Below are 25,490 nucleotides of genomic sequence, written 5' to 3'. Positions count from 1 at the left end.
ACGCCGGATCAGCGAAAGACGATTGTCCGAGAACCATTGAGGAACACCCGCCGCTCTGCCGTCCAGCGCACGGCGCGGGCCAGCACACGCGCTTCAATATCGCGACCGATCCGAACCAGCTCCTGCTCTGTCGCACGGTGATCCACCCGGTCCACATCCTGCTCGATGATCGGTCCTTCATCCAGGTCGCTGGTCACGAAATGGGCCGTCGCGCCAATCAGTTTCACGCCGCGCTCATGCGCCCGCAAATAGGGGCGCGCACCTTTGAAGCTGGGCAGGAAACTGTGGTGAATATTGATACATTTTCCCGCCAGCTTCTCAACCAGACCAGGTGTGAGAACCTGCATGTAGCGCGCCAGCACAAGGTAATCGCATTCGCCCGCCTTAAAAATTGAAAGCAGCGCATCCTCCTGCGCGGCGCGCGTTTCTGTGGTGACGGGCAGGTGATGGAAGGGAAGACCGTGCCATTCAGTCAATCTGCGCAAATCATCATGATTTGAAACGATACCCGCTATTTCTATCGGGAGATTGCCTGTCTGCCAGCGATGCAACAGGTCATTGAGGCAGTGGCTTCCCTTTGAAACAGCGATGAGAAGCCTTGGCTTATGCGCAGAGGGCAAAAGCTCCCATTCCATCTCGAAACGCTGCACGATTGGCGCAAAACCGGCGCGGAGTTCTTCCAGCGTCTCAGGAAACGCGCTGCCCGTCGGCCTGAACTCCACCCGCAGGAAAAAGCGGCCCGCATCCAGATCGGCATATTGCTGGCTGTCGAGGATGAAACCACCCAGCCTGGCAAGGTGGCCGGTAACGGCGGCCACGATGCCAACCCGATCCTCGCACGATAATGTGAGGATAAAAACGGGCGAGATGTCGGACATATTTTACCTGTCGAGGTCGTAGAAATCGGCGATGGCGCTCCACGCCTCGTCAGCGGTTTCGCACCATGTAATGAGATCAAGATCCTTGCGGCTGATCGTGCCTTCTTCTGCCAGCGCTTCGAAATTAATCACGCGGTTCCAGAAATGCTTGCCGAACAACAGGATCGGGATGGGTTTCATCTTGCCTGTCTGGATCAACGTCATCAGTTCGAAGAATTCATCGAAAGTGCCAAACCCTCCGGGGAACACCGCCACCGCGCGGGCCCGCAACAGGAAGTGCATCTTGCGCAGAGCAAAATAGTGGAACTGGAAGCTCAGATAGGGCGTCACATAGGGATTGGGCGCCTGTTCATGCGGCAGCACGATATTAAGACCAATGCTTTCGGCACCCGCTTCGCTGGCGCCCTTATTGGCTGCTTCCATGATCGACGGGCCACCGCCCGAGCACACGACGAACTGGCGCTTGCCGCCTTCGATGATAGCCTTTTCACCCACCAGTTTGCCGAGCTTGAATGCCTCATCGTAATATTTGGCCTTGGCGGCAAGATTGCGCACCACCAACGCCTCTTCCTCTGGCAGTTGCTCGGCCTGTTCCAGCGCTAGTGCGGTCGCTTCGGGCGGCGGGATGCGGGCAGACCCATACATCACCAGCGTGGAGCCCACGCCTGCTTCCTCCAGCAGCATTTCAGGCTTCAGCAATTCAAGCTGAAAGCGGATCGGTCGCAACTCCTCGCGCACCAGGAAATCACGGTCCTGGAATGCAAGCCGATAGGCCGGATGGCGGGTCTGCGGGGTATCCTGCGGGGCAGACTCGGCGAATTTGGCTTCGCTATCCGCATGATAGAAACGTGAATCGCTCAGCTCGCAATCGTCCTTGGCTGCCGCATTTTCCGCATCGTCGTTCACGCTCACATACATCTCCCTGATCTGTTCCCCCTGCCCTACGGGCTTGGCAGCGCGGTGCAAGGGGCATGTGTCGAATGTATTTATTGCGCATGAAGAAGCGCGGTGTTGGCTCGCCTGATGGGTTTCCATGACTTCAGAGAAATCGGCAATTGACACCAGACTGGCGCGGGGCACGATAGGAACCGATGTAGCCCGTTTCTCGCAAATTGTGCCTGTTCAAGCGGCATAATCCCGGATGTTATCGTCAAAGTCCAAATAGCGGTTTTTTAAAGAATTCGCTCATGCAAGAATGTCCAAGACCCGGCAGAGCAATTTGCGATGCTCCACCAAATTATGACGCGATATCATGTATACTTACAGCACTTTCTGTTGCCGGTAAGTTACACTTATCGGAATTAGGCTTGCTGGTACCCCCACCACCTTTACATATGGCGAAACAGAAGCCTATTTATTCGGCAGCGCATGTTTCGGCTTGCGCAGGGACTGACTAACCGTGGCCGACCTTCGGGTTTGGCCTGATTGGCGTCCTGTTCTCATGGATCAGGCACGGCCTGGAAGTGAGGAACCCATGAAAGCGAAAAACATCCGAAAACTCCACGCATCGACAGCACTTGCTGCGTCGCTTGCATTGGCCCCCTGCGCATTCGCGCAGGATAACGTCACGGTGGAAACGCAGGTCGAACCGGCAGAAACGCAATCCACGATCGTGGTCACCGGTTCGCGTCTCGCGCGGGAAGGCGTTGAATCGCCATCGCCAGTTACCGTGGTTGGCAGTGAAGATATCAAGTTACAGGGCGTGACCCGCGTCGAGGATATCCTGAATTCCCTGCCCTCGGTTGCGGCAAGCCAGGCTTCATCGCTCGCCAATGGTGCGGATGGCACCGCGACAGTGGATCTGCGTGGCCTTGGCTCCAATCGCACGCTCGCGCTGGTCAATGGACGGCGCATCGTGCCCGGCGATCCTTCACCGGCCAGTGGCTCTGCAGCAGATATCAATATCATACCTGCCGCCATGCTGAAGCGTGTCGAGGTGCTGACTGGCGGTGCTTCGTCAGTTTATGGCGCGGATGCCGTTGCTGGCGTTGTCAACTTCATCATCGACGATGAATTCGAAGGATTCAGGATCGATGCGCAATATGGGATCTACCAGCATGACAATAATAACAACTTCATCCGGCCGCTTCTGGATGCGCGCGGCTTCCCCTTCCCCGACGGCAGCACGACGGATGGCGACACCTTTGATGCAACGGTAGCCTTTGGTTCGGGCTTTGCCGATGATCGCGGCCATTTCATGATCTACGGCGGCTATCGCAAGATCGAACCCGTCACCCAGATAGAGCGGGATTATAGCGCGTGCGTCATCCAGAACGTGGGCGGCGGCGGCAATAATTGCGGTGGTTCGGCAACCACGCCGAACGGCAATGTGCTGGTGTTCGATACCGATGTTACAGCGGGGACGTCTACCTTTTACACCTTCGCGCCCAATGGCGGTTTCGTGAATGGTCTGGGCGTGTTCAACTTTGCACCATTCAATCATTACCAGCGCCCTGACGAGCGTTTCACTGCCGGTGCCTTCGTCAATTACGAGGTCGATGAGATGTTTCGGCCCTATATGGAATTCCAATTCATGGACAATAAGACGGTGGCGCAGATCGCCCCATCGGGCAATTTCGGCAACACTCTCACGATGAATTGCGACAACCCGCTCATGTCTGCAGCCCAGCTTGCGGTGATTTGCGATGACGACAATCTGATCAGCGGCTTTGTCGGGACCTTCCCCGCTGCCACCACCGCGCCCTTCAACCCGGATCCGACTGCCCCGCCGATAGATTTTGCAGACGGTCAGGGAGGGACATATAACCAAGGTTATGCACTGACGCTCCGGCGCAATCTGGAAGGCGGTCCACGCCGCGCCAATCTGGGCCATACGACCTTCCGCGGCGTCATTGGAACACAGGGCGGTCTCTCCGACGTGTGGAGCTATGATGCCTATTACCAATATGGGAAGGTGGATTATTCGCAGGTCTATTCGAACGAGTTTTCAATCGCCCGCCTGGTGAATGCGCTTGATGCAGTAATAGACAATCGCCCGGGCAGCGCCACACAAGGTCAGATCGTGTGCCGGTCGCTGATAACTGCAGGCAACACCAATTGCGTGCCCTACGATCTCTTCGCAGGTGAAGGCGGGGCAAGCCAGGCGGCGGTCGATTATCTTACTGTGTCAGGTTTCCAATCGGGCGAAACGACCGAGCAAGTGGCCAACATCTCCTTTACCGGCGATCTCACTGATTACGGCATGGCCACGCCGTGGGCAGCTGATGGCGTCCGGGTCAACATTGGCGGGGAATGGCGTAAGGAAACGCTGGAACTCGAAGTCGACAACGCCTTTGCAACGGGAGATCTGACGGGACAGGGCGGCGCGACCTTGCCACTTTCGGGCAGCTTCGACGTCTGGGAGTTCTTTGCAGAGACTCAGATACCCATCGTGCAAGACGGGTTCGTCGATTCGTTTGAAATCAGCGCTGGTTACCGCCGCTCGCATTATGAAACGAGCGCGAGCCGCACGTATAACACCGATACGTTCAAGATCGGTGCGGAACTGGCCCCGATCAGCGATATACGGCTTCGCGCAATGTATAATCAGGCTGTTCGGGCGCCCAATATCCAGGAATTGTTCCGGACTTCTGCGGTTGGTCTCAGCGGATCGAACGATCCCTGCGCAGGCATAACTGTCTCGGCCACGGATTATGGCTGTCTCGCGCAGGGCCTTGTCATTGGTCAGGGTGTGACGCCAAATCCGGCGGGGCAATATAATGGCCTGCTGGGCGGCAATCCCGATCTGCAGCCCGAAACCGCCAAGACATGGACTGCCGGCGTTGTCCTTCAGCCCAGTTTCGTTCCGCGACTGGCGGTGACGATCGACTATTTCAACATCGAAGTTACCGATGCGATCCGCAGCTTCGGTGTGGATGCCATTCTGAATAATTGCGTTACCAACGCCTCAGCCAGCTTCACGCCGGATTCCTGTGCTCTGGTCAATCGCGATGCTGCCGGTTCGCTCTGGCTTACGCCCAATGGCTTTACCGAAGACCTCCCCAACAATGTCGGGCGCCTTCAGACATCGGGGATCGAAGTGGCTGCCAATTACAGTTATCCGCTGAATGTTGGCAATCTGTCCTTCGCGATGAATGGCACCTACCTCGATTCCTACGAAGTCGAGAACGGCCTGACGAATGCCGATGGCAGCCCCGTCTCATATGATTGTGCAGGTCTGTATGGTCCGACATGCAGCGTTGGCGGCACATCGGATGCTGGTGCGCCGCTCCCGCAGTGGCGCCACAGGGCCCGCGTGACACTCAATATGGACAATGGCATCGGCGTTTCGGCCCAATGGCGATATGTCGGTAAGGTCAAGGCGGAAACGATTTCGTCCTTCGACGCGCTGAACCCCAATGGGCTCACCGACCATGCCGGGCCGGGCGTGCGCATTGGGTCTTTCAACTATATCGATGCGTCGCTGTCATACAGCTTCCGCGATTCCTACATCTTCCGCCTCGGCATCAATAATCTGTTCGACAAGGAACCGCCGCTGGTAACATCGGGTGGCGGCGCCACGCCGAATCTGTGCCCGACCGGCCCATGCAACGGTAACACCTACCCTGCGACCTATGATGCCCTTGGGCGTTATATCTTCGCAGGCGTCACGCTCGACTTCTAAGGTCGCATTGGCCAATGTTGATGGAGGGCTTCCTGAAGGTGGCCCTCCCTCGCCATGCAGACCGGGAGAGAATATGTCCGGACAAAGCAGCGGAATGACAAGTGGGGCCGACCCGCTCGATCAGGCCATTTCGGCGGTGCGACGCGGTGACATGGCGCAGGCACGCACCATTGCCGAGACTGCGATAGATGGCGGAACCGGAGACACAGCAGCACTTCACGGTTTTATGGGCATGGTCTGCGCGCGCAGCGGCGATCTGGCGGCAGCTACGCAGCATCTGGCAAAGGCGCATGCCCTGCGCCTGCAAGACATTACAATCGCCTGCAATCTCATCGCTCTCCTGATGGACCAGAAACGCGATGAAGACGCGTTAAAGGTGGCAAGTGCCGATCTGATGAATGCGGATACCAGCCTGCGTATTGCCCGCTATCGCGCATTTCTTGCGCAGAAGCTGGAAGATTTTGGGGCCGCGACAGGCGCCTATGAAAGGGTCATTCAGAAACACCCCGATGATTTTGAATGCTGGAACAATCTGGGCAATGCGCGTGCGGGGTTTGGGGACCATGCAGGCGCGGTTGATGCCTTGCGCCGGGCGATCAAAATTGATCCGGGCGCAGCGCCGGCAAGGCTCAACCTGGCTGCCGCCTTGCAATCGCTCGACCTGCTGCAAGAGGCTGAGGATGAGCTTGTCCGGGCAATTGCCGATTTTCCCGGCGATCCCCGGCTGCCTTATGAGCTGTATGTTCTCCGCAAGAAGCAGATGAAGCAGGAAGATGCTCTTGCTGCATTGCTGCAGGCCTCGCAATGTGACCCGCAAGATGCTGACATCCAGTTGAAACTCGGCATCGAATATGGCGTGCTGCGCCGCACCGACGAAGCCGAGGCCGCCTATCGGCAGGCAATCCGCCTCGATCCTACGGATTTTGATGCCTATCTTGGCCTCGCAATCCAGTATGAACACACCAATCGCGAGGATGAGTTTACGCCACTGATAGAACTCGCCCGCCAGAATGGCATAGCCGACAACAAGCTGGCCTTTATCGAGGCACTTGAATTGCGACGGGCGCGCAAGTTTGAGCACTCGCTGGCAAGGCTCGATAACATTCCTGAAGATCTGGAGCCTGTTCGCACTGCGCATATCCGGGCGACCTTGCTCGATCGGCTGAGGCGCACCGATGATGCGTTCTCCGCTTTCGTCCATGTCAATGAAATGATGCAGGATAGCCCGACCCGGCCACTGGAACGCGCCTCTGAATTACGTGCAAAACTGGCTGAGGAACTGGCAATGCTCACGCCCCGATGGCGCAACACTCTCCCTGCGATCGCGATAGACGATGACCGGCCCGATCCGGTGTTCCTTCTGGGCTTTCCAAGGTCTGGCACCACCTTGCTCGATACGATCCTGATGGGGCATGCTGAAACGGCTGTGATGGAGGAACAACCGCCGCTCAACACCGTCGAAGAGGAACTGGGCGGCCTGCAAGCTCTGCCTGATCTTGATGCCAGAGAAATTGCACGCGCGCGGGACCATTATTTCGCAGAAGTCGCCAAGATACAGCCGCTTGCCACAGGGCAATTGCTGATCGATAAATCACCCCTGTTCCTATATCGGTTGCCGCTAATCTGCCGCCTGTTCCCCAATGCCAAAATCATTCTGGCGCTGCGACATCCCTGCGATGTGGTGCTGAGCTGTTTCATGAGCAATTTCCGGCTCAATTCGGCCATGTCGAATTTTCTGCGATTGGAGGATGCCGCCGCATTCTACGATCTGTGTTTTCGCCACTGGCGGCAATCGCGCGCGCTTTTCCCGGCTGACATCCACACTTTCACATATGAATGTCTGGTTGAGGATGCGGAGAAGGAATTGCGGCCATTGATCAATTGGCTGGGCATCGACTGGAGCGACACTCTGCTCGACCACAGCGCCACCGCCCGTTCACGCGGCCTGATCGCAACGGCCAGCTATTCGCAAGTAACGGAGCCCATTTACCGGCGGGCAAGCGGGCGTTGGAAACGCTATGCGCACCATCTGGCACCGGTCCTTCCCGTGCTGGAACCGTGGATCAGGCAGTTTGGCTATTGGGCGCACGATTCCTCTGACCCGTCTTCCGTCAGCAACACAGCCTGGTGATTGCTGCAGCAGATGGCACTCTATGTCATGGAGAAAAGCTGGATGCCCCGTGAGGATTCGAACCTCAATTGACGGAGTCAGAGTCCGTAGTCTTACCATTAGACGACAGGGCAACGCGGGGCGGGCCTTTATCCTGCAGGCACGATTGGGTCAAGCCGTTGTGTCGCGCATTCTTATCGGGCGGCAGACCATGTGACAGTCCGGCAGAACAGCGTGACGCAGCCTTTCACTTCCAGCGCGCCATTGGCGGCGGGGCGCACTTCTGCGCGGTAAGTGCCGCCATCTTCTGGATTATACACTCTTCCGCGCCACGCGCCATCATCCCAGCGCAGGTCCTGCAATATCTCCACTCCTACAATAGGGCGGTTGCGAAGAGATGGATCATCATTATGCCGGTCACGATTGCTTTCGCCCGGCTTGGTGCGCACGATTCGCGTAGTATCGCCGCAGCGGGCATTCCCGCAGGGTGCCACGGTAATTTCGACATAGCCGCCCTGGTCGATATAGGTCCCGTCAATAGATCGCTGGGCCGGGGCAGAGGCGGACAAAAGAAACAGGCTGGCAGCAGCCATAGCTATCGGGGCGAAGGTGACGCGGCGTATGATCATGCATGACATACGCGCCAACCGCCCAAAAGGATGCAGGTATGTTGGTCAGCCTGCCGAACAACTCGCCCCGCCCAGCACGCAAAATCGTGCACAATGCGGGTGGTTGAGCGCGACGGTTTGCGTCGCGTCGGCCAGATTGCCTCCCAGATCGAAGGCAGGGTCATATGGCAAAAGCGTGCAGGCGACGACGCGCGGCGCAGGCTCCCCCTTGCGGTGGACGACCATGCGGCTGCTGGCGCACATCTGCCTGTCTGGCGAAGTGTCGAGTATATCCCAGCACGCCTCAGTAATTTCCGGCACATCGGCGCATCCATCCATTTCAGGGAACAGCACCATCTGCAAAGGGTCTGCCGCATCGATGTGGATGCCACTGGCAGAAAACAGCGTGGCATAGGCGGTTCGCTCCGCTCCCTCCGTCTCCCCCGCCATGCTGCGCCCCGCGGCGGCGATGGAAAAGCCATTGGTCGATAACCAGCGCAGGCCATCCAGCATCGGCGGCCAGCTACCCGGACCCCGCTCTGCCTCATGCACTTGGCGTGTGTGATGGTCGATCGATATGCGCAGGGTGAGCTTGTCACCATAGGCATCGCGCAGCCGCAGCAGCGCTGCTTCATGCCGCCGCATCGGCTTCATCGCATTGGTCAGCACCAGCACTTCGTGGCCGCGTGAAAGGGCATCTTCCAGCATTGCGATGATCGCCGGGTTCATGAACGGTTCGCCGCCGGTAAAGCCGATTTCGCGCACGCCAGTTCCGCCTATTTCGTCGAGGAAGCGCGCCACCTCCTCCGCTGCCAGATAGACCAGCGCATCATTGGTCGGGCTGCTTTCAATGTAACAATTGATGCAGGCCAGATTGCACAGTGTTCCGGTTGCAAACCACAATGTCTCAAGCTTGCGCAGTGCCACCTGAGCACGCGTGCTGCCATCGGCGGTGAAGCGCGGATTGGCGAATTTTTCTTGCGAGAGCTTTTTCGATTGCACTGCAAAGGGCGAAGCGCCCGATGGCACATTGCGTGAAAGCGAATGGCTGGCCATCAGAAAACCCGCCGCAATTTCTGGACAAAGGAAGCCCAGCGTCTGGGCCATTTGCCAAAAACGGTCGGCTCCCATGCGGCAAAGACCGCCGCCTTGGTGATTTCAGATCGCGTGGGATAGGCGAGAATCGCCCCGCCCATGTCGAACGTGCCCGATTTGCCGGTAATCATCTGCGTGAAGGGCAGCAGCAATTCGCCTGCATTGTCTCCACAAATGCTGGCACCGACCACCTTTTTGCCATTCAGCATCACCTTCAGATGGCCGCGCTCTCGCCCTTCAGCAATTGCGCGGTCATTATGATCAAACCCTTCGGTCACGATCTTTAGCCGGTCACCAAATCTGTCACGCGCCTCCCCCTCGGTAAGGCCGATTTGCGCCACTTCTGGCTGGGTATAGGTGCACCACGGCAAGGCGCGGAAATCCGCCTTGGCTGGCAGGCCAAGCGCGATTTCCAGCACTGCGTTGGAACCTTCATAGCCCGATATATGCGTCAGCCTTGGACCTTCGCGGCAATCACCGATGGCGTAGATATGTTTGATCGAAGTACGGCGACGGTCATCGACCTTGATCCCGTTTTCGCCCATTTCCATCCCGATCTCTTCCAGACCAAAGCCGGAAACCCGCGCCTTCCGGCCCGCTGCAACAAGCAGATGCGATCCGGTGATGGTTTCACCGCCGTCGGTGGTGACGGATATCTGACCCTCTGGCTCCGCTGTAACTTTTTCCGCCCGCGCTTTCACAAAGCGCACGCCTTCACGCTCCATGGTCTCCGCCACCAGCGCAACGCTGGCGCGGTCATCACGGCTCATCAATTTGCCCGGTTCGATCACAGTCACCACGCTGCCGAGGCGGCAGAAACTTTGTGCCATCTCCATCCCGATTACACCGCCCCCGATGATGACGAGATGCCTTGGCTGCTCGGTAAGGTCGAACAGATTTTCATTGGTGAGGAAAGGCACGTCGGCAAGTCCGGGGATTGACGGGATGGCCGGCGCGCTGCCTGTGGCAATCACAATGCGCGGCGCGGTCAGCGTGCGGCCGGCGACTTCTACAGCGTTGGGCCCGATAACTCTGGCCCAATCGCGCAATACCTCGCAGCCCATATCCTCAAAGCGTTCCTCGCTGTCATGGGGGGCGATTTGCGCAATGGCGCGATGAATATGGGCATGCACGCCACCCCAATCGACAACCGGCGGCGCAAGCTGCACTCCGGCACGCTTTTCCTTGCGCGCTTCGGCAGCACGGCGTGCGCTGGCGATCAGCGCCTTGGACGGCACGCAGCCGTTAATAAGACATTCACCGCCCATCTTTTCGCCTTCGATCAGCGCGGTCTTGAGGCCGAACATCGCGCAGCCGCCCGCCGCCACAAGGCCAGCGGCACCGCCGCCGATTACAATCAGATCATGCGAATATTTCATGGAACTCCGGAAGATAGAAATCTCGGCGTAACCGATACAGGGTGGGATACGAAATGTTTCGTGTCTATGGCCCAGTCATTCGCTGTCACGGGATAATCGGTTTCATGAATCTTCAGAATTCGCAGGACTATTACGGCAAGGTGCTGGTCGGATCGGGCGATTTGCGTACCGATGCCTGCTCCACACTCGAAATGCCGCAGCCCGCTGTGCTGGCCGCCTTGTCCAATGTGCATGATGAAGTGAAGGCGCGCTATTATGGCTGCGGGCTGGTCGTGCCCCAGGCGCTGACAGGATGCCGCGTGCTCGATCTTGGATCAGGCAGCGGACAGGATGCCTATCTGCTTGCGCAATTGGCAGGCGCAAACGGCAGCGTGACAGGCGTGGACGCAACGCCTGAACAGCTGGCCGTGGCGCGTGAATATCGGGGCTGGCATGCGGAACGTTTTGGCTTTGCCAATGTGGACTTTGTCGAAGGCGATATCGAAAAGCTCGATGAGCTGGGCCTGGAGCCCGGCAGCTTCGATGTCATCGTATCCAATTGCGTCATCAATCTGGTGGCAGACAAGGCAGCAGTGTTCCGCGCCGCGCATAAATTGCTTAAGCCCGGCGGAGAGCTGTATTTCTCCGATGTATATGCAGACAGGCGCGTCCCGGCTCATCTCCTGGATGATCCGGTGCTGCATGGCGAATGTCTTTCAGGCGCGCTGTATTGGGGTGATTTCGATACGCTGGCCAAGGCTGCAGGCTTTGCTGATCCGCGTCTTGTCACGGATAGGCCGCTCGCCATCAATGATAAGACAATCGCAGAAAAGCTGTCAAGCATTGCCTTCGTCTCTGCAACCTACCGCCTGTTCAAGCTTGATGAGCTGGAGCCGCAATGCGAGGATTACGGACAGGCGGTGCGGTATAAAGGCACGGTGCCAGAACATCCGCAGGTCTTTCACCTTGATGCGCATCACGCGATGGAAACGGGCCGTACCTTCCCGATATGCGGCAATAGCTGGCTGATGCTGGCGGAAACCCGCTTTGCCGAACATTTCGGGTTCATCGGTGATTTTTCCCGCCATTACGGCGTTTTCCCCGGCTGCGGGACGGACGCGCCCTTCGGAGAGACAAATGTTGACCGCACAATTGCAACGCCCGATGGGTCACCGTGTTGCTGAACATCCTGGTGACAGGGGCTGCCGGACTGATCGGCGGCGAAGTTTGCGCAAGACTGGTGGCAAGGGGCCATAAGGTCACTGCAATGGTCCGGCGCATACGCGAAGTGCGCGGCAATGACGGCGCGCAGCTTGATCGTATATCCATTGTTTCGGGCGATGTGACACTGCCTATGATGGGCGTGACAACTGCACCCTTTGACGTGGTGGTGCATTGCGCGGCCAGCCTCGAATTCGATGCGCCGGAAAATGAATTACGGGCCGTCAATATAGGGGGCACGCGCAATGCGATAGAATATGCGCAGGCTGCGGGTGCGCGTTTCCTATATGTCAGCACCGCCTACACCTGCGGCACGCGTGATGGTATGATCGCAGAAGCAGCAGTGCCTGAAGGCACGCAGTTCACCAATAGATATGAAGCGAGCAAGGCTGCGGCAGAAGCGGTGGTTGCAACAAGTGGAGTGCCCTTTGCCGTGGCGCGCCCGTCCATCGTACTGGGAGACAGCGCAGGCGGGACAATCCGCGATTTCCCTTCGCTCTGTAATGTTTTCCGCTTGATGGCGCGTGGCAAGGTCACGCAATTTCCGGCTGCCGCGGGCGCGACGCTTGATCTGGTGCCGATAGATCATGTGGCAGGTGGCATCGCCGCATTGGCAGAACAGATGGACGAAGCAGAGGGCGGCTATTTTCACCTCGTCGCTGCTGCGCCCACACAGGCGGCGCAGCTAGCGCATGGGGTGGCACGGGTGGCACATTTTCCCGATCCTCTGGTGGTCGAGCCCGGCGATTACGATCCTGCTGGGCTGCGGCCTGCCGAAAGGCTGCTGGCAGAACGCATGATCGGCACATTCGGGGCGTATTTCACCCGCAATCCGCAATTTTCGGATGCACGCTTTCGCGACCTGACCGGCCTTTTATGCCCTGATACCGACAACGCATGGCTCGATCGGCTAATCGCCTATGGGCTTCAGCGCGGCTATTTGCCTGCGGAGAAACTTCAGCGAATGTCGGGATAGTGGCGATGGAGCCGCTGGCGCGCCCCGATCCCCCACATGAAGCCGACCTTCAGATAAATCCAATTGGCTTTGATCGCGCCCCATTCGGCAATCCGGCGATCTGACGTTTCCACCGTTCGCCGAATCATCCTGACCCGGCCAAAACGGGTAAGGCGGATGCACAGATCCGCCTCCTCCATCACCATTGCTTCAGGATCGCAGCCGCCACTGGCGATGAATTGACTGCGGCGAAAGAACATTGCGTGATCGCCAAACAGCAGGCGTGCACCCTTGAAGAACAGATGCGGTCGGAACAGGAGCGGGGCATACCAGGTCTTGGCCCAATTATGCAGGGTCGTGCCCCAGCGGGTCTTGTCAGGGCCGCGGATTATCGGGGTAAATCCGGCGAGCGCGATTTTCGCATCGGCCAATGTCTGGCGCACAACCGCAACCATGTCTTGTGGCGGCACCGTATCTGCATGAAGCACCACCACCAAATCGCCTCTGGCCGCCTCGACGCCGGCATTGATTTGCCGCCCGCGTCCAGCCTTGGTGGATACCACGCGCCACCCCGCAGCTTTTGCAAGATTGACAGAGGCATCATCGCTGCCACCATCCATCGCCACGATTTCGAGCGGAGCAGGCTCCAGCGCGCTGACGTGGTGAATCAGTGCTGGCAAGGCTCGCTCTTCGTTCAGCATGGGGATGATGATGGAAAGGCCGGTCACGGTACCAGATCGGGCCAATTGGAGAGATCTTCCGGGCGGTCACAATCGTCGAGCGTTTCTAGGAGGCGATAAGCGATGTTGCGCTGCTCTAAGCGCGCCTCAGTCCGCTTAAGGACCGTTTCAGTCCCCCACGCCATATTGCCCCACAGGAACGGCATATCCTCTCGAAAACCAAGCAGATAATAGCCGCCATCGCGCGCCGGACCGATAACCACCGGCACATCCTCCAACGCATGCGCAGCATCGTGCAGATGCTGCACCTCAAGATCGGGAATATCAGCTCCCAGCACAATGGCGGGCGGCACTACCCGCGCCAGCCTTGCACCCAGATCATCCGTACCCTGGTCTTCCAGTAGAAAATCTGCTCCCAGCCAGTTCGCAAATTCACCCTGCTCGGCTCCGGTCGTGCGCACCACAAAGGGCAGCCCGCTCGCCTGCAAAACCGCAATGGTGCGTTCGACAAGCAAGCGATGGATCTGTGCCGCACCCTCATCCCCCAGCGCAGGGGCCAGTCGGGTCTTGGCTGCGCCCGGTGTCGGGAACTTGGCGAATAGCGAAATCGTGGGCGGCGGGTGAACCATCCCCCTCCCCTAGCCTTCCGCCGTAATGCTGGCGACCCGCATTGCGACCTTGCCCAAGCCCATGTCCTTGTGCGCTGTCGACGCTTCGTCTAGCCTGATGTCAGGTTCCGCTCATTTGTGGCGGGTGATAATTGCAAGAAAGTACTACCATGGCGGATCATATTCCGCCGGATGGACGCGATAAGGCCAGGACACGGGCGCAGGGCGCCAAAGGCGGATCGAACAACCGTCAGGCCAAGCCGAAACAGGCTCGAAATCGCGCTCCCGGCGAAGGCAGGAAGAGCTCTCCGCAGCCCGTAGGCAGCTGGAGAAGGCCGCCCCACCATTCCTTCAAACAGGCCTATGCCGCCATTGATCTTGGCACCAATAATTGCCGCCTGCTGATCGCCCGTCCGGCTGATGAAAACTTCGTCGTGATCGACGCGTTCAGTCGCGTTGTCCGGCTGGGTGAAGGGTTGGCGCAGACGGGGAAACTCTCCGATGTCGCGATGGACCGCGCGCTGGGCGCCCTGAAAATCTGCGCTGACAAACTGAAAAAGCGCAATGTCCATCTCGCCCGATCAGTCGCGACAGAGGCTTGCCGGCGCGCCAGCAATGGAGAAAAATTCATCCAGAGGGTGCAGGACGAAACCGGTATCGTGCTCGATATCATCAGCGCGCAGGAAGAAGCGCGATTGGCTGTGCTGGGATGCCATATCTTGCTGGAAGACGGCGTGGGCCCGGCGGTAATCTTCGATATTGGCGGCGGATCTACCGAACTTGTGCTTATCGAACCGGGCGCCCCGGTGCCGCGCATTCTTGATTGGCAAAGCGTGCCATGGGGCGTGGTTTCGCTAACCGAAACCGTCGGGCACGAAACGGGCGGCAGGGAAGAACGCCTTGCCCGGTATGACACGATGAAACAGCTCGTGCTGGACAGTTTTGCGGAATTTGCTCAGCGCATTTCGCGCCATGCATCGGCAGATCAGCGCCTGCTTGGCACCAGCGGAACGGTAACGACATTGGCCAGCGTTCACCTTGGCCTGCCGCAATATGATCGCAAGCAAGTTGACGGGTTGATGGTGCCGACTGACGCCATGCTCGATATCTCGCAGCGGCTTTCCGAAATGTCGCCAGAGCAGCGCAGCGAGCTCGATTGCATCGGGCATGAGCGCGCCGAACTAGTGGTGGCAGGTTGTGCAATTCTGGAAGCGATACTGGAAATCTGGTCCGCCCCCCGCCTGGGCGTAGCCGATCGCGGGATACGCGAAGGTATCTTGCGCAACCTGATGACAGCGGATGCCGAAGGGGCAGAAGCGCAGGCAGCGCTGCGCAATCTCAAACACAGCCAGGGGCAGGGCAAATGAGCCGATCGGGACAGGATTCGACGCGCCGCCTCACCAGCGGCAAGAAACGCAAGGCAAGCTCGCAACGCTGGCTGGAACGTCAGTTGAACGATCCATACGTCAAGAAGGCCAAGGACGAAGGCTGGCGAAGCCGTGCCGCGTTTAAGCTGATTGAACTGGATGACCGATTCGGCCTCGTGAAGGGCTCCAAACGCGTGGTCGACCTTGGCATTGCGCCGGGCGGCTGGGCACAGGTGGTGCGCAAACGCGCACCAGCGGCAACCGTGGTCGGGATTGATTTTCTGGAAACAGAGCCAATTGACGGCGTGACGATCCTGCAAATGGATTTTATGGACGATGGTGCCCCTGCCGCACTTGAAGAGGCGCTGGGCGGCCCTGCCGACCTGGTTCTGTCCGATATGGCGGCCAATACAGTTGGCCACAAACAGACCGACCATTTGCGCACGATGGCGCTGGTGGAAGCCGCCGCATGGTTCGCAGTGGAAAACCTGACCAAAGGCGGTGCGTTCCTAGCCAAGGGGTTTGCCGGTGGCACAGACAAGGACTTGCTGGATTTGCTCAAAAAGCATTTTCGCACGGTCAAACACGCCAAGCCCCCCGCCAGCCGCAAAGGATCGAGCGAATGGTATGTCGTAGCGCAGGATTTCAAAGGCAGGCCGGACTGACAGGCCCCTGAAACCAAAAAGCCCCGGCACTGATCTGGTTGCGCTGCTTATAGTGTATCCGGTTATATTCGATGCTCACGTTGCGGTTTGAGCGGCCCGGATCAAACCTGTCTCCGAAAGGCAGCCTTGAATTAGTCAGTGGGCGCGGCGGGATGATTAGAACGCGAATTCCCGCCCGAATGGCATGATGCAAGCCTCGTCATGGCAACTAAAACACACTTAGCCCGTAAGCTACGCCGTCACTTACCAAGAATATTTGCTAGAGCTTTCACTTCCGTCCGCGACCTCGACTTCGTGGACGAAGCTTGACCTGAGACTCGTCCTGCGATTCGACACTGTCTTTTGGATGCAGTGTTGGGCGAGCGGCACGGGGTATCGGATAATGAGTGGGAGCTGGTCGGGCCGCTGTTGCCGCCGGAGCGCGGACGCGACCGCCAAACGGCGCAGGATAATCAACCGAAGGGACCCTAAGTGTCAGATTGCGCGGTAGTTGGGCACTGTGACTTTGAACTGATGATTAGACTTGAAACGGGGGGCAGTTCGGTGTGATTCTCATTCCATATCTGGCTCTTGTGCGAAGAAGTTGCACTTCAGGAAGCGAAAAACTTCAGCAACATTCGCGTCGTTCCAGGAATGAGCTTTGGCAAAACCACTTAGTTTATGGCGCACTCTCTGCTTCTTTGCCAACGGGACATTCCGCCATCCACAGCAATTGCGGACGGTCCAAATTTATAACGAATCTGTCGAGAGCTTATTGTCGGTAGATATGGAGAATTCTGCAGGCAAAGTGCGGAATTAGCGGAGCTTGTCACGCCGTCGCCTACTGGCAGCTGTCACTATACCCCCCCAGCACTGACCAGGGTTTTTCAAATTCTATCTCTGAACGCGGTCAGACATCGTCACCGACATTTTCGGCGACCGGCTGATCATCGCCCATGCCGCCAGCCGCCTCAATTGCGTCCGCTGATTCGCCTTCGACTTCACCCGGGCCTTCGCCTGGGGCATCGACGCCATCTTCACCCTCGGTCTCTTCCATCTCGAGTTCGGGTTCCGGTAGTGCCGGTCCGCCACCATTGGCCAGCATGTAGAGAATGACATTGGCCCGGTCTTCCCCGCTGGAAAGGCCGGCGAAGCTCATCTTGGTGCCATTGGCAAATACGCGCGGGCTGGTGAGCCACGCGTCCATATTGTCATAATCCCAATTGCCGCCTTTGCCAGACAATGCGCTGGAATATGCAAAGCCTGCCGCATGGCCGCCAATAGGCGAGCCGAGCACGCCATAAAGATTTGGCCCGATCCCTGACGCACCGCCCTGTGCAATCGTGTGGCACGCGCTGCACTTGGCAAACACTGCCTCGCCCGCATCGGCGGAACCTGTGGAAAGCAGCGTGGCCAGCGAAGGGCCGGCATCCGCGCCCGCGCCGCCTTCGGCAGCCTCGATCACATAACCGGGATTTTCAGGCATCTCCACGCCGCCGCCATGGAAATAGGTATTGGCAACAATGGAGCCGCCAAGGGCGACAATCAAACTGGCAAGGACCCAGCCGAAAATGGTGTTCGTGCGATCGTTCATAGCTCTGGCGTTCTTCAGCGAGATTAGGTGTGGGTGGCGCTCTAGTGGCCACTGGCGCAGCGCGCAAGAGGGCTTTAGCTGCTTGTCGACCTGCAATAGCCAAGCTAGGCGCTTCGATCCAATGGACAGCTTCGCTCCCCCAGCCCTCGCCATGGTCGAAAAAATGCGGCTTGCCGCAGCAGAAGATCCTGCGCACGCAATCGCTTTTCAAGGCGCACCGGGCGCAAATTCGCACCGTGCGGTGCTGGAATGGGATCCCGCCGCTTTGCCACTACCGTGCTTCAGCTTTTCCGACGCGATCGAGGCGGTCAAATCGGGAAAGGCGGGCTGCGCGATGATACCGATTGAAAATTCGCAGGCCGGGCGCGTAGCGGATATTCATTTTCTGCTGCCTGAAAGCGGGCTGTGCATCGTGGGAGAACATTTTCTTGCCATTCATCATGCACTGATGGCCCTGCCCGGCGCAGGTCCGTTCACGGCTGCTTACAGTCATCCGCACGCCCTGACGCAGAGCCGTCAATATCTGCGTGACCGCAATATGGTGCCGCTCAGCCATGCCGATACCGCCGGCGCAGCGGCGCATGTCGCTGATCTTGGCGACACCGGCATTGCCGCTATTGCCCCGGCGCTGGCGGCCGATCTTTACGGATTGAGCATTGTGGATGAAAATGTGGAGGACAGCGCTGACAACACCACCCGGTTTGTCGTGCTGGCCCCTGAACCGCTGGCCCCTGATCTGCTCGACGGGTGCGAGGCTATGACGACGTTCGTTTTCGAGGTGAAGAACATTCCCGCTGCGCTTTACAAGGCGATAGGCGGTTTTGCCACCAATGGGGTCAATATGACCAAGCTTGAAAGCTATCAGCGGGGCGCGAGCTTTTCCGCCACCATGTTCTATGCCGATATCATCGGCGCGCCGGGCGATCCCGCAGTAGACCGCGCACTGGAAGAATTAGCCTTTCACTGCAAGGGTGTCACGATGTTCGGCAGCTATCCCCTCGCACGCCAACGCGGATGAGCTGGGCCGGATGAGCGCAAAGGCGAGGCCCGACTTCACCATCGCAGCCGATTCGCTGGATTGCCCGGATGTGCGTGCCCTGATAGATCTGCATCTCGCCCGCGCGCCGCGCAGTTCCCCCGTCCGCACGATACCTGCCCTGTCTGCCGAACAACTGGCGCAAAGCGATCTCAGTTTCTTTACCGCGCGGCTCGACGGCGCACTGGCGGCGATTGGCGCATTGCGTGAAATCAATGCTGCAAAGGGCGAAATCAAGTCGATGCGCACGGCAGACGCCTATCTCGGCAAGGGCGCGGGCTCTGCCATTCTCTCGCATTTGCTGGGGTTGGCCCGGTCGCGTAGGTATCGCTGGGTGGGCCTGGAGACCGGGCGCGCCTCCGCATATCTGGCAGCTCAGCGCCTTTATCAAAAACACGGGTTTCGGGAATGTCCGCCTTACAATGACTATCCGATAGATGATTTTGTCATGTGCATGGGATTAGAGATCGGTTGAACGCGGGTCTCGACGAATTTACGGCCTTCAAGTCATTGCTTCGTAACCTTTGCCATGCCACCTTGCCGCGGTGACCACGGGCAAGGGGAATGACGCGCTGCCGGCGCGGGGCGAAGATTTCGCGCAGGCGTGGCAGGATACACGCGCCGACGCTTCGATTCAGTATGATCGTGTCGAATTGCCCGATCAGCCCCCACCGCCCGATTGGCTGATACAGTTCATGCATTGGCTAGGCGATGTGCTTTCCCCGATCGGCGCATTGCTGGTTCATCTATGGCCATTTCTCTATTGGATCTTGATTGCAGGGGGCGTTGCCTTGCTCGCCTATGTTCTTTGGCGCCTGATCGGCCCTGCGCTAGGCGTAAAACGAAAGACGTCGAGGGAAGAGGAATGGGTTCCCGATCAGCAAGAGGCACTTGCCCTGCTGGAAGAGGCAGACCGACTGGCGGCAGAGGGCCGCTATGACGAGGCGACCCATTTGCTGCTCAGGCGTTCGGTCGGACAGATCGCCCAGGCCCGCCCCGACATCGTCGAACCTTCCAGTACCGCACGCGAATTATCCGCGGAACCGCGCATTCCCGAAGGTGCACGCACCGCCTTTGCAGTGATCGCCGGACGGGTTGAACGCAGCCTGTTTGCGCTGGCTAAACTTTCATCCGATGATTGGCAGGCCGCGCGCGATGCTTATTCCGATTTTGCCCTACAGCAAAGGAGCCTTGCCGCATGAGCCGGGCGCGCAATCCTTTCCGGCCAGGCGTTACGCTCGCCGTTCTGACAGTGGGGGCCGGGGCATTCCTCCTGTTCCTTTTTGCCATTGGCCAGGGCTGGTCGGGATCGAATGATCGCAATGGCGGGGAACATGCTGCCTCAAACGGCCTTACAGGCTTTGCCGCCTTGGCCGCAATGCTCGAAAACAAGGGCCATGAAGTGATCCTGTCTCGCAGCCCCGGCGGTCAGGACGAATACGGCCTGCTGGTGTTGACCCCGCCCCATTTCGGCAATGTGGATGATCTGGCTGAGATCATCGAAAGTCGGCGCAAAACCGATAGCGGACCGACATTGGTAATTTTACCCAAATGGCTGGCAAGTCCCGTGCCTGAGCAGGCCGATATTGAGGCTGAAAAAGGCTGGGTGCTTCTGACGTCCGCCTCCAGTCCAAGCTGGTTCAACACCTTGAAATTTGGTGAAGGCGGCGCGCTGGCAATCGGGAAAACAAAGGGCTGGAGCGGTCTGCGCATGGGCGGACCGCTGCCCGATCCAACACAGGTTCAGGCCTTGACTACCCAGCCGACCAACGAAATGCGCGCACGCATCTTGGACAGCCAGGGTGACATTCTGGTGGCACAATTGCCGCCCTTCAGCACGATAGATCAGGGATATGAGCCCTATCCGACCATAGTGGTGTTCGAGCCCGATCTGATGAACAATTTCGGCATGGCGGACAAAGGTCGTGCGCGACTTGCCCTGACTCTGGTCGAAAATGCCATGCAGGGCCATGCGGACATGCCGATATATTTCGACCTGACCCTGGCCGGTCTTGGAACAAGCGAAAATCTTCTTACGCTTGCCTTCCGCCCGCCATTCCTGGCCGCGACCCTGTGCCTGCTGCTGGCCGCGTTGATCATCGCGTGGCGCGCCTTTCGCCGGTTCGGTCCACCCGTGGCAGAGGCGCCTGCGATGGCGCAGGGCAAACGCCAGCTGGCAAGAAACGGTGCGGCGCTGGTGGCACGGGTCAAGCGTTTCCACCTGCTGGCCGATCCCTATGCCGCGCTGATGGGCAAGCGCATTGCCGATGCGCTGGGCATCAATGAAACCAATCCCGAGGCCCGCACTGCGGCGATTGAACGCGCGCTGGAACGGCGCAATGTGGAAGGCCCGGGCTTCGGTCGATTGGCCAGCGAATTGAAGGCCGCCAGTCGGCCAGGTGACATAATCCGCGCCGCGAGCGCATTGAAATCCCTCGAAAGGACGCTGAAACGATGAGCATGACCCTCGAACAGACCACAGAGCTGGCGGGCGCGATCCGCACTGAGGTCGGTAAGGCCATCGTCGGGATGGATCAGACGATAGAGCATTTGCTTATCGCGCTAATATCGCAAGGGCATGTCCTGCTCGAAGGCCCGCCGGGCACTGCCAAGACCTTTCTCGCCAATTGTTTTGCCCATGCGTCCGGTCTCGATTTCGGGCGCATCCAGTTCACCCCGGATCTTTTGCCGGGCGACATCCTTGGCTCCAATCTGTTCAATTTCCAGACCAGCCAGTTCACCCTGACCCGCGGTCCGATCTTCTGCGAATTGCTGCTGGCTGACGAGATCAACCGCACGCCGCCAAAAACACAGGCCGCTCTTCTAGAAGCGATGCAGGAACGCAAGGTCACGCTGGATGGGGAGACGCATCATCTGAATGACAGTTTCATGGTGGTGGCAACGCAGAACCCGATCGAAAATCAGGGCGTCTACCCGCTCCCCGAAGCGCAGCTGGATCGTTTTGCCTTCAAGCTGCTGGTTCCCTATCCCGACGCTGCAGAAGAAGCTCAGATCATCCGGCGTTTCGGGGATCGCAGCGGTCCACAAAAGCCTGCCGATTTTGGCATCGCGCGGATCGCCACGCCAGATATCATCACCGCCGCGCAAGCCGCGGTAAAGGACGTGACGCTTTCGCAGGAAGTTGTCGAATATGCCGTCTCGTTGATCCGGGCGACGCGTGAAAGCCCCGATCTTGCCAGCGGGGCCAGCCCGCGCGCCGCCGTGCTGCTGGCCAATGCGGCACGCGCACGGGCCGCATTGCAAGGACGCAATTATGTTATTCCCGATGACGTGAAGGCGTTGGCCACGGCCACGCTGCGCCACAGGCTGCTGCTATCACCTGCGGCAGAGATCGAAGGCAAGCTGGTGGAAGACCTCGTCGCTGGCTTGATCGAAGAGACAGAGGCGCCGCGCTGATTTGATGCGCATCCCGTTCCTCCCCATTGTTCCGACCGGGCGCATGCTGTTGCTGCTGGCATTGCTGGCGCCGGTTGCAGTGGTGATAGCGGCAACTGCCCCCACAGCATGGATTATCGCCCCAGCCGCAGCGCTTACGCTGCTGCTGCTAATGTCGATCGATGGCTGGCTGGCCGGCAGCGGTATACAGATCGACCTTACATTTCCTGACGATGCGGAAGTCGGACAGCCGGCCATACTGCGCGTCACCGCGCAGATCGAACGCGATAGCGATGCAGCCCTTCCCGAAGCCTCCATCGGGTTCGAGCCGCGCCTTGGCACGCGCGGCGTCACCAATTTCCGCTTGCGCCCGACGGGCACGGCAAATGGCTTTAGCGGCACGGGCGCGGCTACCCCAGTGCGACGCGGGACGGGCGAATTGCACGATCTGTGGCTGCGCTGGTCTGGCCCGTTAGGGCTGGCGGTGCGGCAGATTCACCAGCCGCTGGACGGGCGGATCAGGGTGTGGCCTGATCTTTCGCCCGTGCGGTCCCCTGTGTTGCAGGCATTCCTGCGCGACAGCCAGTTCGGCATTGTTGCAAGGCGTATCCGAGGCGAAGGCACCCAGTTTGAAGCCCTGTCAGAATATGAGCCCGGCATGGACCGTCGCCGGATCGACTGGAAAGCAAGCGCCCGCCACACCGCCCTTTACGCCCGCGAAAACGAAGCAGAGCGCGACAACCAGGTGGTATTCGCCTTCGATTGCGGCCAGTCCATGTGTGAGCCGGTAGACGGCTTGCCGCGCATCGATCGTGCCGTTTCCGCAGCCCTCACTTCAGCCTATGTCGCCCTGAAGGGGGGCGATCGGGTAAGTCTTTTCGGCTTTGCCGATCATCCGCAGCTTATGACGCCTTTCGTCACCGATACACGCGCATTCCATCGCCTGCAAAGCGCGGCGGCAGATCTCGATTACGTGCCCCGCGAACCGAATTATACTCTGGCGCTCGCAACGCTTGCCGCGCGGCTCAAACGCCGTTCGCTTATCGTGCTCTTTTCCGATTTTGCTGACCCGACATCGGCACAATTGATGGTCGAAAGCGTGGAGCGGTTGGTCCGCCATCATCTGGTGATCTTCGTCACCATGGTCGATAGCGAATTGGAAGACCTCGCCGCTACACCGCCCGATAGCATGGGCGATATTTCCATCGCGGTGAGCGCCGATGCCCTCGCCCGACAGCGCGCGCTTGTGTTGACGCAATTGCGGCGGCTGGGCGTCAATGTGATCGAAGCCCCGCATGACAAGATCGGCTATCAATTGATTGATCTGTATCTCAAGACCAAGCGGGCAGAGGCAATCGGCTGATGGCGCTTCCATTCTTCAAAACTGCGGAAATCGCCCCGCCTGCCGATATCGAGGCCGCCTCGCTCAGGTCAGACCGTTTCCGGCTGGAACGCGAAGTGGACTGGCAGCGGCTGGAAGGAATCGTGACCGCGCTGGAAAAAGGACGTCCGCGCCGTATCAGCGATGATGATCTGCTCGACCTGCCGGTGCTCTATCGCAAAACCGCTTCCAGTCTTGCCGTGGCGCGCGAAACTTCGCTCGATGCGGCTACGCTAGATTATCTCGAGGCGCTGGTCCGGCGCGCATGGTTCCAGATATATGGTCCTCGCATCGGTTTCATCGGCTGGTTGCGACGTTTTTTTGTTGGCGGGTGGAGCGCATCTGTCCGCGCCATATGGCTCGACATCTGCATTGCATTTGCAGTGATGGTAGCGGGCACAGCGGTAGGCTGGCTGTTGGTGGCACGCGACCCGGACTGGTTCTACTCGCTCGTTCCTGGCGGCATGTCAGGCGGGCGTGCGCCAGGTGCAGAGCGTGCGGTGTTGGAGGAAAGCCTTCGCATTGCGGATGGCTCTGAAGGGCTGACAGTATTTGCCGCATCGCTGTTTTCCAATAATACGGGCGTTGCCATCATGGCCTTTGCACTGGGCTTTGCTTTCGGCATCCCGACATTATTGCTGCTGGTTTATAATATGGCCGTACTAGGCGCTATGTTCTGGGTGTTTGCCGATGCCGGGCTGGGCCTTGAATTTGCTGCATGGCTCTCGATCCACGGCACCACAGAACTTGGTGCCATCCTGCTGGCAGGCGCGGCAGGCATGCATGTTGGCCGCACGATGGCCTTCCCTGGAGAACGATCGATTCTTGCAGCGATGCAGGATGCGGGTGTGCGCGCCGCGCAGGTGATGGCCGGGTGTACAATCATGCTGGTAGTTGCCGGATTGCTGGAAGGCTATGCCCGCCAACTGGTCGGCGATACTGGCTCGCGCCTGCTTATCGGGGGTTTCATGCTGTTGTTCTGGCTGGGCTATTTCCTTACCGTGAAGCAACCGCGCGAGAGCGAGACATGAGCGGTCAATTGGCCGCCTTACGCCGTGATCCGGATAAGCGTGATCGTATGCTGGTAACGCCAGAAGGCCTTGCTTTGCCGCTGACAGTGGGAAGCCGCGGCGCGCGAGCCGCGGCGCTGCTCCTCGATCTCATAATCATCACCATCGGTGTGATTGTCTTTTTCATGGCGCTGGCCGGAGTAGGCATTGGCCTTTTCCAACTGGAAACCGGGTTTATTGCCAATCCGGTGCTGGAACTTGTCATCGTGCTGGTTGTCCTGCTGCTTTTTCTCGCTCGCTATGGCTATTTCCTGTGGTTCGAACTTGGCCCGCGCGCAGCGACACCGGGCAAACGCCTGCTAGGCCTGCGCGTTGCCGCGCGCGATGGCGGAAGGCTAACCGCAGAAATGGTTATTGCCCGCAATCTGGTGCGCGATGTGGAAGTTTTCCTACCCCTGTTCTTCCTGCTTGGCGGAATGCACGAAGCAGGCATTTCCGGCGCGGCAGCGGGCCTCTGGTTGGCGGTTTTCGTCCTGTTTCCGTTTTGCAACAGGGATGCCTTGCGTGCTGGCGACCTTGTTGCTGGAACCTGGGTGGTCGAGGCCAAGTCCGCCAAGCTCAAGGAAGCCATGTCGCTCGCGCCCGATCGCAGTACCGAATACCGTTTCGGTGAGGCAGAGCTATCTGTCTATGGCGAACATGAATTGCAGGTACTCGAAAGAGTTTTGCGGCAGGACCAGACCACCGCACTGCGCGATGTGGCAGAAGCCATTGCTACCAAGATCGGCTGGCAAATCGGCCGCGGAGACGAACGTGAATTCCTGGAAGCCTTTTACGCTGCCCTTCGCGGTCATCTGGAAAGTGGAATGCGCTTTGGCAGGCGCAAACGGAATAAGCATTCGTAAACAGGGGTAACTTCTCCCGG

The 25,490-nt window shown here is 58.8% G+C and carries 22 protein-coding genes and 1 tRNA gene; 14 read left to right on the top strand and 9 right to left on the bottom strand.

Annotated elements, in window-relative coordinates; genetic code table 11:
- Nucleotides 1–8: 8 nt before the first annotated feature.
- Together purU and CP97_RS04430 are read right to left on the bottom strand one after the other, a co-directional pair.
- Entirely contained in the window at nucleotides 9–878 is an 870-nt protein-coding gene (gene purU / locus CP97_RS04435) for a formyltetrahydrofolate deformylase (RefSeq protein WP_048884960.1), read from the bottom strand.
- A gap of 3 nt (nucleotides 879–881) precedes the next feature.
- Nucleotides 882–1,790, bottom strand: a complete 909-nt coding sequence (locus CP97_RS04430; RefSeq protein WP_227819669.1) for an LOG family protein — start codon at nucleotides 1,788–1,790, stop codon at nucleotides 882–884.
- Nucleotides 1,791–2,352: 562 nt separating this feature from the next.
- On the opposite strand from CP97_RS04430, the gene CP97_RS04425 reads away from it, so the two are divergent.
- Complete coding sequence (locus CP97_RS04425) at nucleotides 2,353–5,502, top strand: TonB-dependent receptor domain-containing protein (protein ID WP_048886716.1); 3,150 nt, start codon at nucleotides 2,353–2,355, stop codon at nucleotides 5,500–5,502.
- 73 nt (nucleotides 5,503–5,575) lie between these two features.
- Nucleotides 5,576–7,633, top strand: coding sequence for a tetratricopeptide repeat-containing sulfotransferase family protein (locus tag CP97_RS04420; protein WP_048884959.1), 2,058 nt, complete (start codon nucleotides 5,576–5,578; stop codon nucleotides 7,631–7,633).
- Nucleotides 7,634–7,672: 39 nt separating this feature from the next.
- Here the strand turns inward: CP97_RS04420 and CP97_RS04415 are convergent.
- The 4 genes from CP97_RS04415 to CP97_RS04400 form a co-directional block, all read right to left on the bottom strand.
- Nucleotides 7,673–7,746, bottom strand: a tRNA-Gln gene (locus CP97_RS04415).
- 60 nt (nucleotides 7,747–7,806) lie between these two features.
- Nucleotides 7,807–8,241 carry a DUF2147 domain-containing protein gene (locus tag CP97_RS04410; RefSeq protein WP_048884958.1) on the bottom strand — a complete coding sequence of 145 codons (435 nt, stop codon included), beginning with the start codon at nucleotides 8,239–8,241 and terminating at the stop codon, nucleotides 7,807–7,809.
- A 45-nt stretch (nucleotides 8,242–8,286) separates the two neighbouring features.
- Nucleotides 8,287–9,276, bottom strand: coding sequence for a radical SAM protein (locus CP97_RS04405; protein WP_048884957.1), 990 nt, complete (start codon nucleotides 9,274–9,276; stop codon nucleotides 8,287–8,289).
- Complete coding sequence (locus CP97_RS04400) at nucleotides 9,276–10,694, bottom strand: dihydrolipoyl dehydrogenase family protein (protein ID WP_048884956.1); 1,419 nt, start codon at nucleotides 10,692–10,694, stop codon at nucleotides 9,276–9,278. Before CP97_RS04400 ends, CP97_RS04405 begins: the two co-directional genes overlap by 1 nt.
- Nucleotides 10,695–10,798: 104 nt before the next feature.
- On the opposite strand from CP97_RS04400, the gene CP97_RS04395 reads away from it, so the two are divergent.
- The gene (locus CP97_RS04395; RefSeq protein ID WP_048884955.1) at nucleotides 10,799–11,857 is read left to right on the top strand and encodes a methyltransferase domain-containing protein; all 1,059 of its coding nucleotides are present in this window, start codon (nucleotides 10,799–10,801) and stop codon (nucleotides 11,855–11,857) included.
- A complete protein-coding gene (locus CP97_RS04390; protein ID WP_063612501.1) occupies nucleotides 11,851–12,870 on the top strand; it encodes an SDR family oxidoreductase in 1,020 nt (339 codons plus the stop codon). The genes CP97_RS04395 and CP97_RS04390 overlap by 7 nt, the downstream gene beginning before the upstream one ends.
- Here the strand turns inward: CP97_RS04390 and CP97_RS04385 are convergent.
- Both CP97_RS04385 and CP97_RS04380 read right to left on the bottom strand, forming a co-directional pair.
- Entirely contained in the window at nucleotides 12,852–13,595 is a 744-nt protein-coding gene (locus CP97_RS04385) for a glycosyltransferase (protein WP_227819668.1), read from the bottom strand. The genes CP97_RS04390 and CP97_RS04385 overlap by 19 nt on opposite strands.
- A complete protein-coding gene (locus CP97_RS04380) occupies nucleotides 13,574–14,158 on the bottom strand; it encodes a TIGR04282 family arsenosugar biosynthesis glycosyltransferase (protein WP_048884953.1) in 585 nt (194 codons plus the stop codon). Before CP97_RS04380 ends, CP97_RS04385 begins: the two co-directional genes overlap by 22 nt.
- Nucleotides 14,159–14,307: 149 nt before the next feature.
- Here CP97_RS04380 and CP97_RS04375 point away from each other — a divergent pair, with 149 nt between their 5' ends.
- On the top strand, nucleotides 14,308–15,504 hold the full coding sequence (locus tag CP97_RS04375; RefSeq protein WP_082863709.1) for a Ppx/GppA phosphatase family protein: 1,197 nt from the start codon (nucleotides 14,308–14,310) through the stop codon (nucleotides 15,502–15,504).
- Complete coding sequence (locus tag CP97_RS04370) at nucleotides 15,501–16,169, top strand: RlmE family RNA methyltransferase (RefSeq protein ID WP_048884951.1); 669 nt, start codon at nucleotides 15,501–15,503, stop codon at nucleotides 16,167–16,169. Before CP97_RS04375 ends, CP97_RS04370 begins: the two co-directional genes overlap by 4 nt.
- Before the next feature lie 889 nt (nucleotides 16,170–17,058).
- Here CP97_RS04370 and CP97_RS04365 read toward each other — a convergent pair.
- Entirely contained in the window at nucleotides 17,059–17,742 is a 684-nt protein-coding gene (locus CP97_RS04365; RefSeq protein WP_048884950.1) for a c-type cytochrome, read from the bottom strand.
- Nucleotides 17,743–17,863: 121 nt separating this feature from the next.
- Here CP97_RS04365 and CP97_RS04360 point away from each other — a divergent pair, with 121 nt between their 5' ends.
- The 8 genes from CP97_RS04360 (at nucleotide 17,864) to CP97_RS04325 (ending at nucleotide 25,470) form a co-directional block, all read left to right on the top strand.
- Nucleotides 17,864–18,760: a prephenate dehydratase gene (locus CP97_RS04360; RefSeq protein WP_048884949.1), complete on the top strand. Its 897-nt coding sequence runs from the start codon at nucleotides 17,864–17,866 to the stop codon at nucleotides 18,758–18,760.
- A gap of 10 nt (nucleotides 18,761–18,770) precedes the next feature.
- The gene (locus CP97_RS04355; RefSeq protein ID WP_048884948.1) at nucleotides 18,771–19,253 is read left to right on the top strand and encodes a GNAT family N-acetyltransferase; all 483 of its coding nucleotides are present in this window, start codon (nucleotides 18,771–18,773) and stop codon (nucleotides 19,251–19,253) included.
- 70 nt (nucleotides 19,254–19,323) lie between these two features.
- Entirely contained in the window at nucleotides 19,324–19,980 is a 657-nt protein-coding gene (locus tag CP97_RS04350) for a hypothetical protein (RefSeq protein ID WP_227819667.1), read from the top strand.
- Entirely contained in the window at nucleotides 19,977–21,236 is a 1,260-nt protein-coding gene (locus CP97_RS04345) for a hypothetical protein (protein WP_048884947.1), read from the top strand. The genes CP97_RS04350 and CP97_RS04345 overlap by 4 nt, the downstream gene beginning before the upstream one ends.
- Nucleotides 21,237–21,238: 2 nt before the next feature.
- Nucleotides 21,239–22,195, top strand: a complete 957-nt coding sequence (locus CP97_RS04340; RefSeq protein WP_048884946.1) for an AAA family ATPase — start codon at nucleotides 21,239–21,241, stop codon at nucleotides 22,193–22,195.
- A gap of 4 nt (nucleotides 22,196–22,199) precedes the next feature.
- On the top strand, nucleotides 22,200–23,537 hold the full coding sequence (locus CP97_RS04335; RefSeq protein WP_048884945.1) for a DUF58 domain-containing protein: 1,338 nt from the start codon (nucleotides 22,200–22,202) through the stop codon (nucleotides 23,535–23,537).
- On the top strand, nucleotides 23,537–24,586 hold the full coding sequence (locus tag CP97_RS04330) for a stage II sporulation protein M (RefSeq protein ID WP_048884944.1): 1,050 nt from the start codon (nucleotides 23,537–23,539) through the stop codon (nucleotides 24,584–24,586). The genes CP97_RS04335 and CP97_RS04330 overlap by 1 nt, the downstream gene beginning before the upstream one ends.
- Nucleotides 24,583–25,470: an RDD family protein gene (locus CP97_RS04325; RefSeq protein ID WP_048884943.1), complete on the top strand. Its 888-nt coding sequence runs from the start codon at nucleotides 24,583–24,585 to the stop codon at nucleotides 25,468–25,470. The genes CP97_RS04330 and CP97_RS04325 overlap by 4 nt, the downstream gene beginning before the upstream one ends.
- Nucleotides 25,471–25,490 lie beyond the last annotated feature (20 nt).

This window comes from Aurantiacibacter atlanticus, from assembly GCF_001077815.2.
GTDB classification, from domain to species: domain Bacteria; phylum Pseudomonadota; class Alphaproteobacteria; order Sphingomonadales; family Sphingomonadaceae; genus Alteraurantiacibacter; species Alteraurantiacibacter atlanticus.
Note: the sequence above shows the minus strand (reverse complement) of the source record. Positions and strands in the feature narration are given on the sequence as shown.

Bases quoted from the DNA above. Each gene is read 5' to 3' on its own strand.
- CP97_RS04395 (WP_048884955.1), top strand. From the start codon at position 10,799: ATGAATCTTCAGAATTCGCAGGACTATTACGGCAAGGTGCTGGTCGGA.
- CP97_RS04345 (WP_048884947.1), top strand. From the start codon at position 19,977: ATGAGCCGGGCGCGCAATCCTTTCCGGCCAGGCGTTACGCTCGCCGTT.
- CP97_RS04335 (WP_048884945.1), top strand. From the start codon at position 22,200: ATGCGCATCCCGTTCCTCCCCATTGTTCCGACCGGGCGCATGCTGTTG.
- CP97_RS04365 (WP_048884950.1), bottom strand. From the start codon at position 17,742: ATGAACGATCGCACGAACACCATTTTCGGCTGGGTCCTTGCCAGTTTG.
- CP97_RS04360 (WP_048884949.1), top strand. From the start codon at position 17,864: ATGGACAGCTTCGCTCCCCCAGCCCTCGCCATGGTCGAAAAAATGCGG.
- CP97_RS04355 (WP_048884948.1), top strand. From the start codon at position 18,771: ATGAGCGCAAAGGCGAGGCCCGACTTCACCATCGCAGCCGATTCGCTG.
- CP97_RS04400 (WP_048884956.1), bottom strand. From the start codon at position 10,694: ATGAAATATTCGCATGATCTGATTGTAATCGGCGGCGGTGCCGCTGGC.
- CP97_RS04330 (WP_048884944.1), top strand. From the start codon at position 23,537: ATGGCGCTTCCATTCTTCAAAACTGCGGAAATCGCCCCGCCTGCCGAT.
- CP97_RS04405 (WP_048884957.1), bottom strand. From the start codon at position 9,276: ATGGCCAGCCATTCGCTTTCACGCAATGTGCCATCGGGCGCTTCGCCC.
- CP97_RS04325 (WP_048884943.1), top strand. From the start codon at position 24,583: ATGAGCGGTCAATTGGCCGCCTTACGCCGTGATCCGGATAAGCGTGAT.
- CP97_RS04375 (WP_082863709.1), top strand. From the start codon at position 14,308: ATGGCGGATCATATTCCGCCGGATGGACGCGATAAGGCCAGGACACGG.
- purU (WP_048884960.1), bottom strand. From the start codon at position 878: ATGTCCGACATCTCGCCCGTTTTTATCCTCACATTATCGTGCGAGGAT.
- CP97_RS04340 (WP_048884946.1), top strand. From the start codon at position 21,239: ATGACCCTCGAACAGACCACAGAGCTGGCGGGCGCGATCCGCACTGAG.
- CP97_RS04410 (WP_048884958.1), bottom strand. From the start codon at position 8,241: ATGATCATACGCCGCGTCACCTTCGCCCCGATAGCTATGGCTGCTGCC.
- CP97_RS04425 (WP_048886716.1), top strand. From the start codon at position 2,353: ATGAAAGCGAAAAACATCCGAAAACTCCACGCATCGACAGCACTTGCT.
- CP97_RS04380 (WP_048884953.1), bottom strand. From the start codon at position 14,158: ATGGTTCACCCGCCGCCCACGATTTCGCTATTCGCCAAGTTCCCGACA.
- CP97_RS04420 (WP_048884959.1), top strand. From the start codon at position 5,576: ATGTCCGGACAAAGCAGCGGAATGACAAGTGGGGCCGACCCGCTCGAT.
- CP97_RS04370 (WP_048884951.1), top strand. From the start codon at position 15,501: ATGAGCCGATCGGGACAGGATTCGACGCGCCGCCTCACCAGCGGCAAG.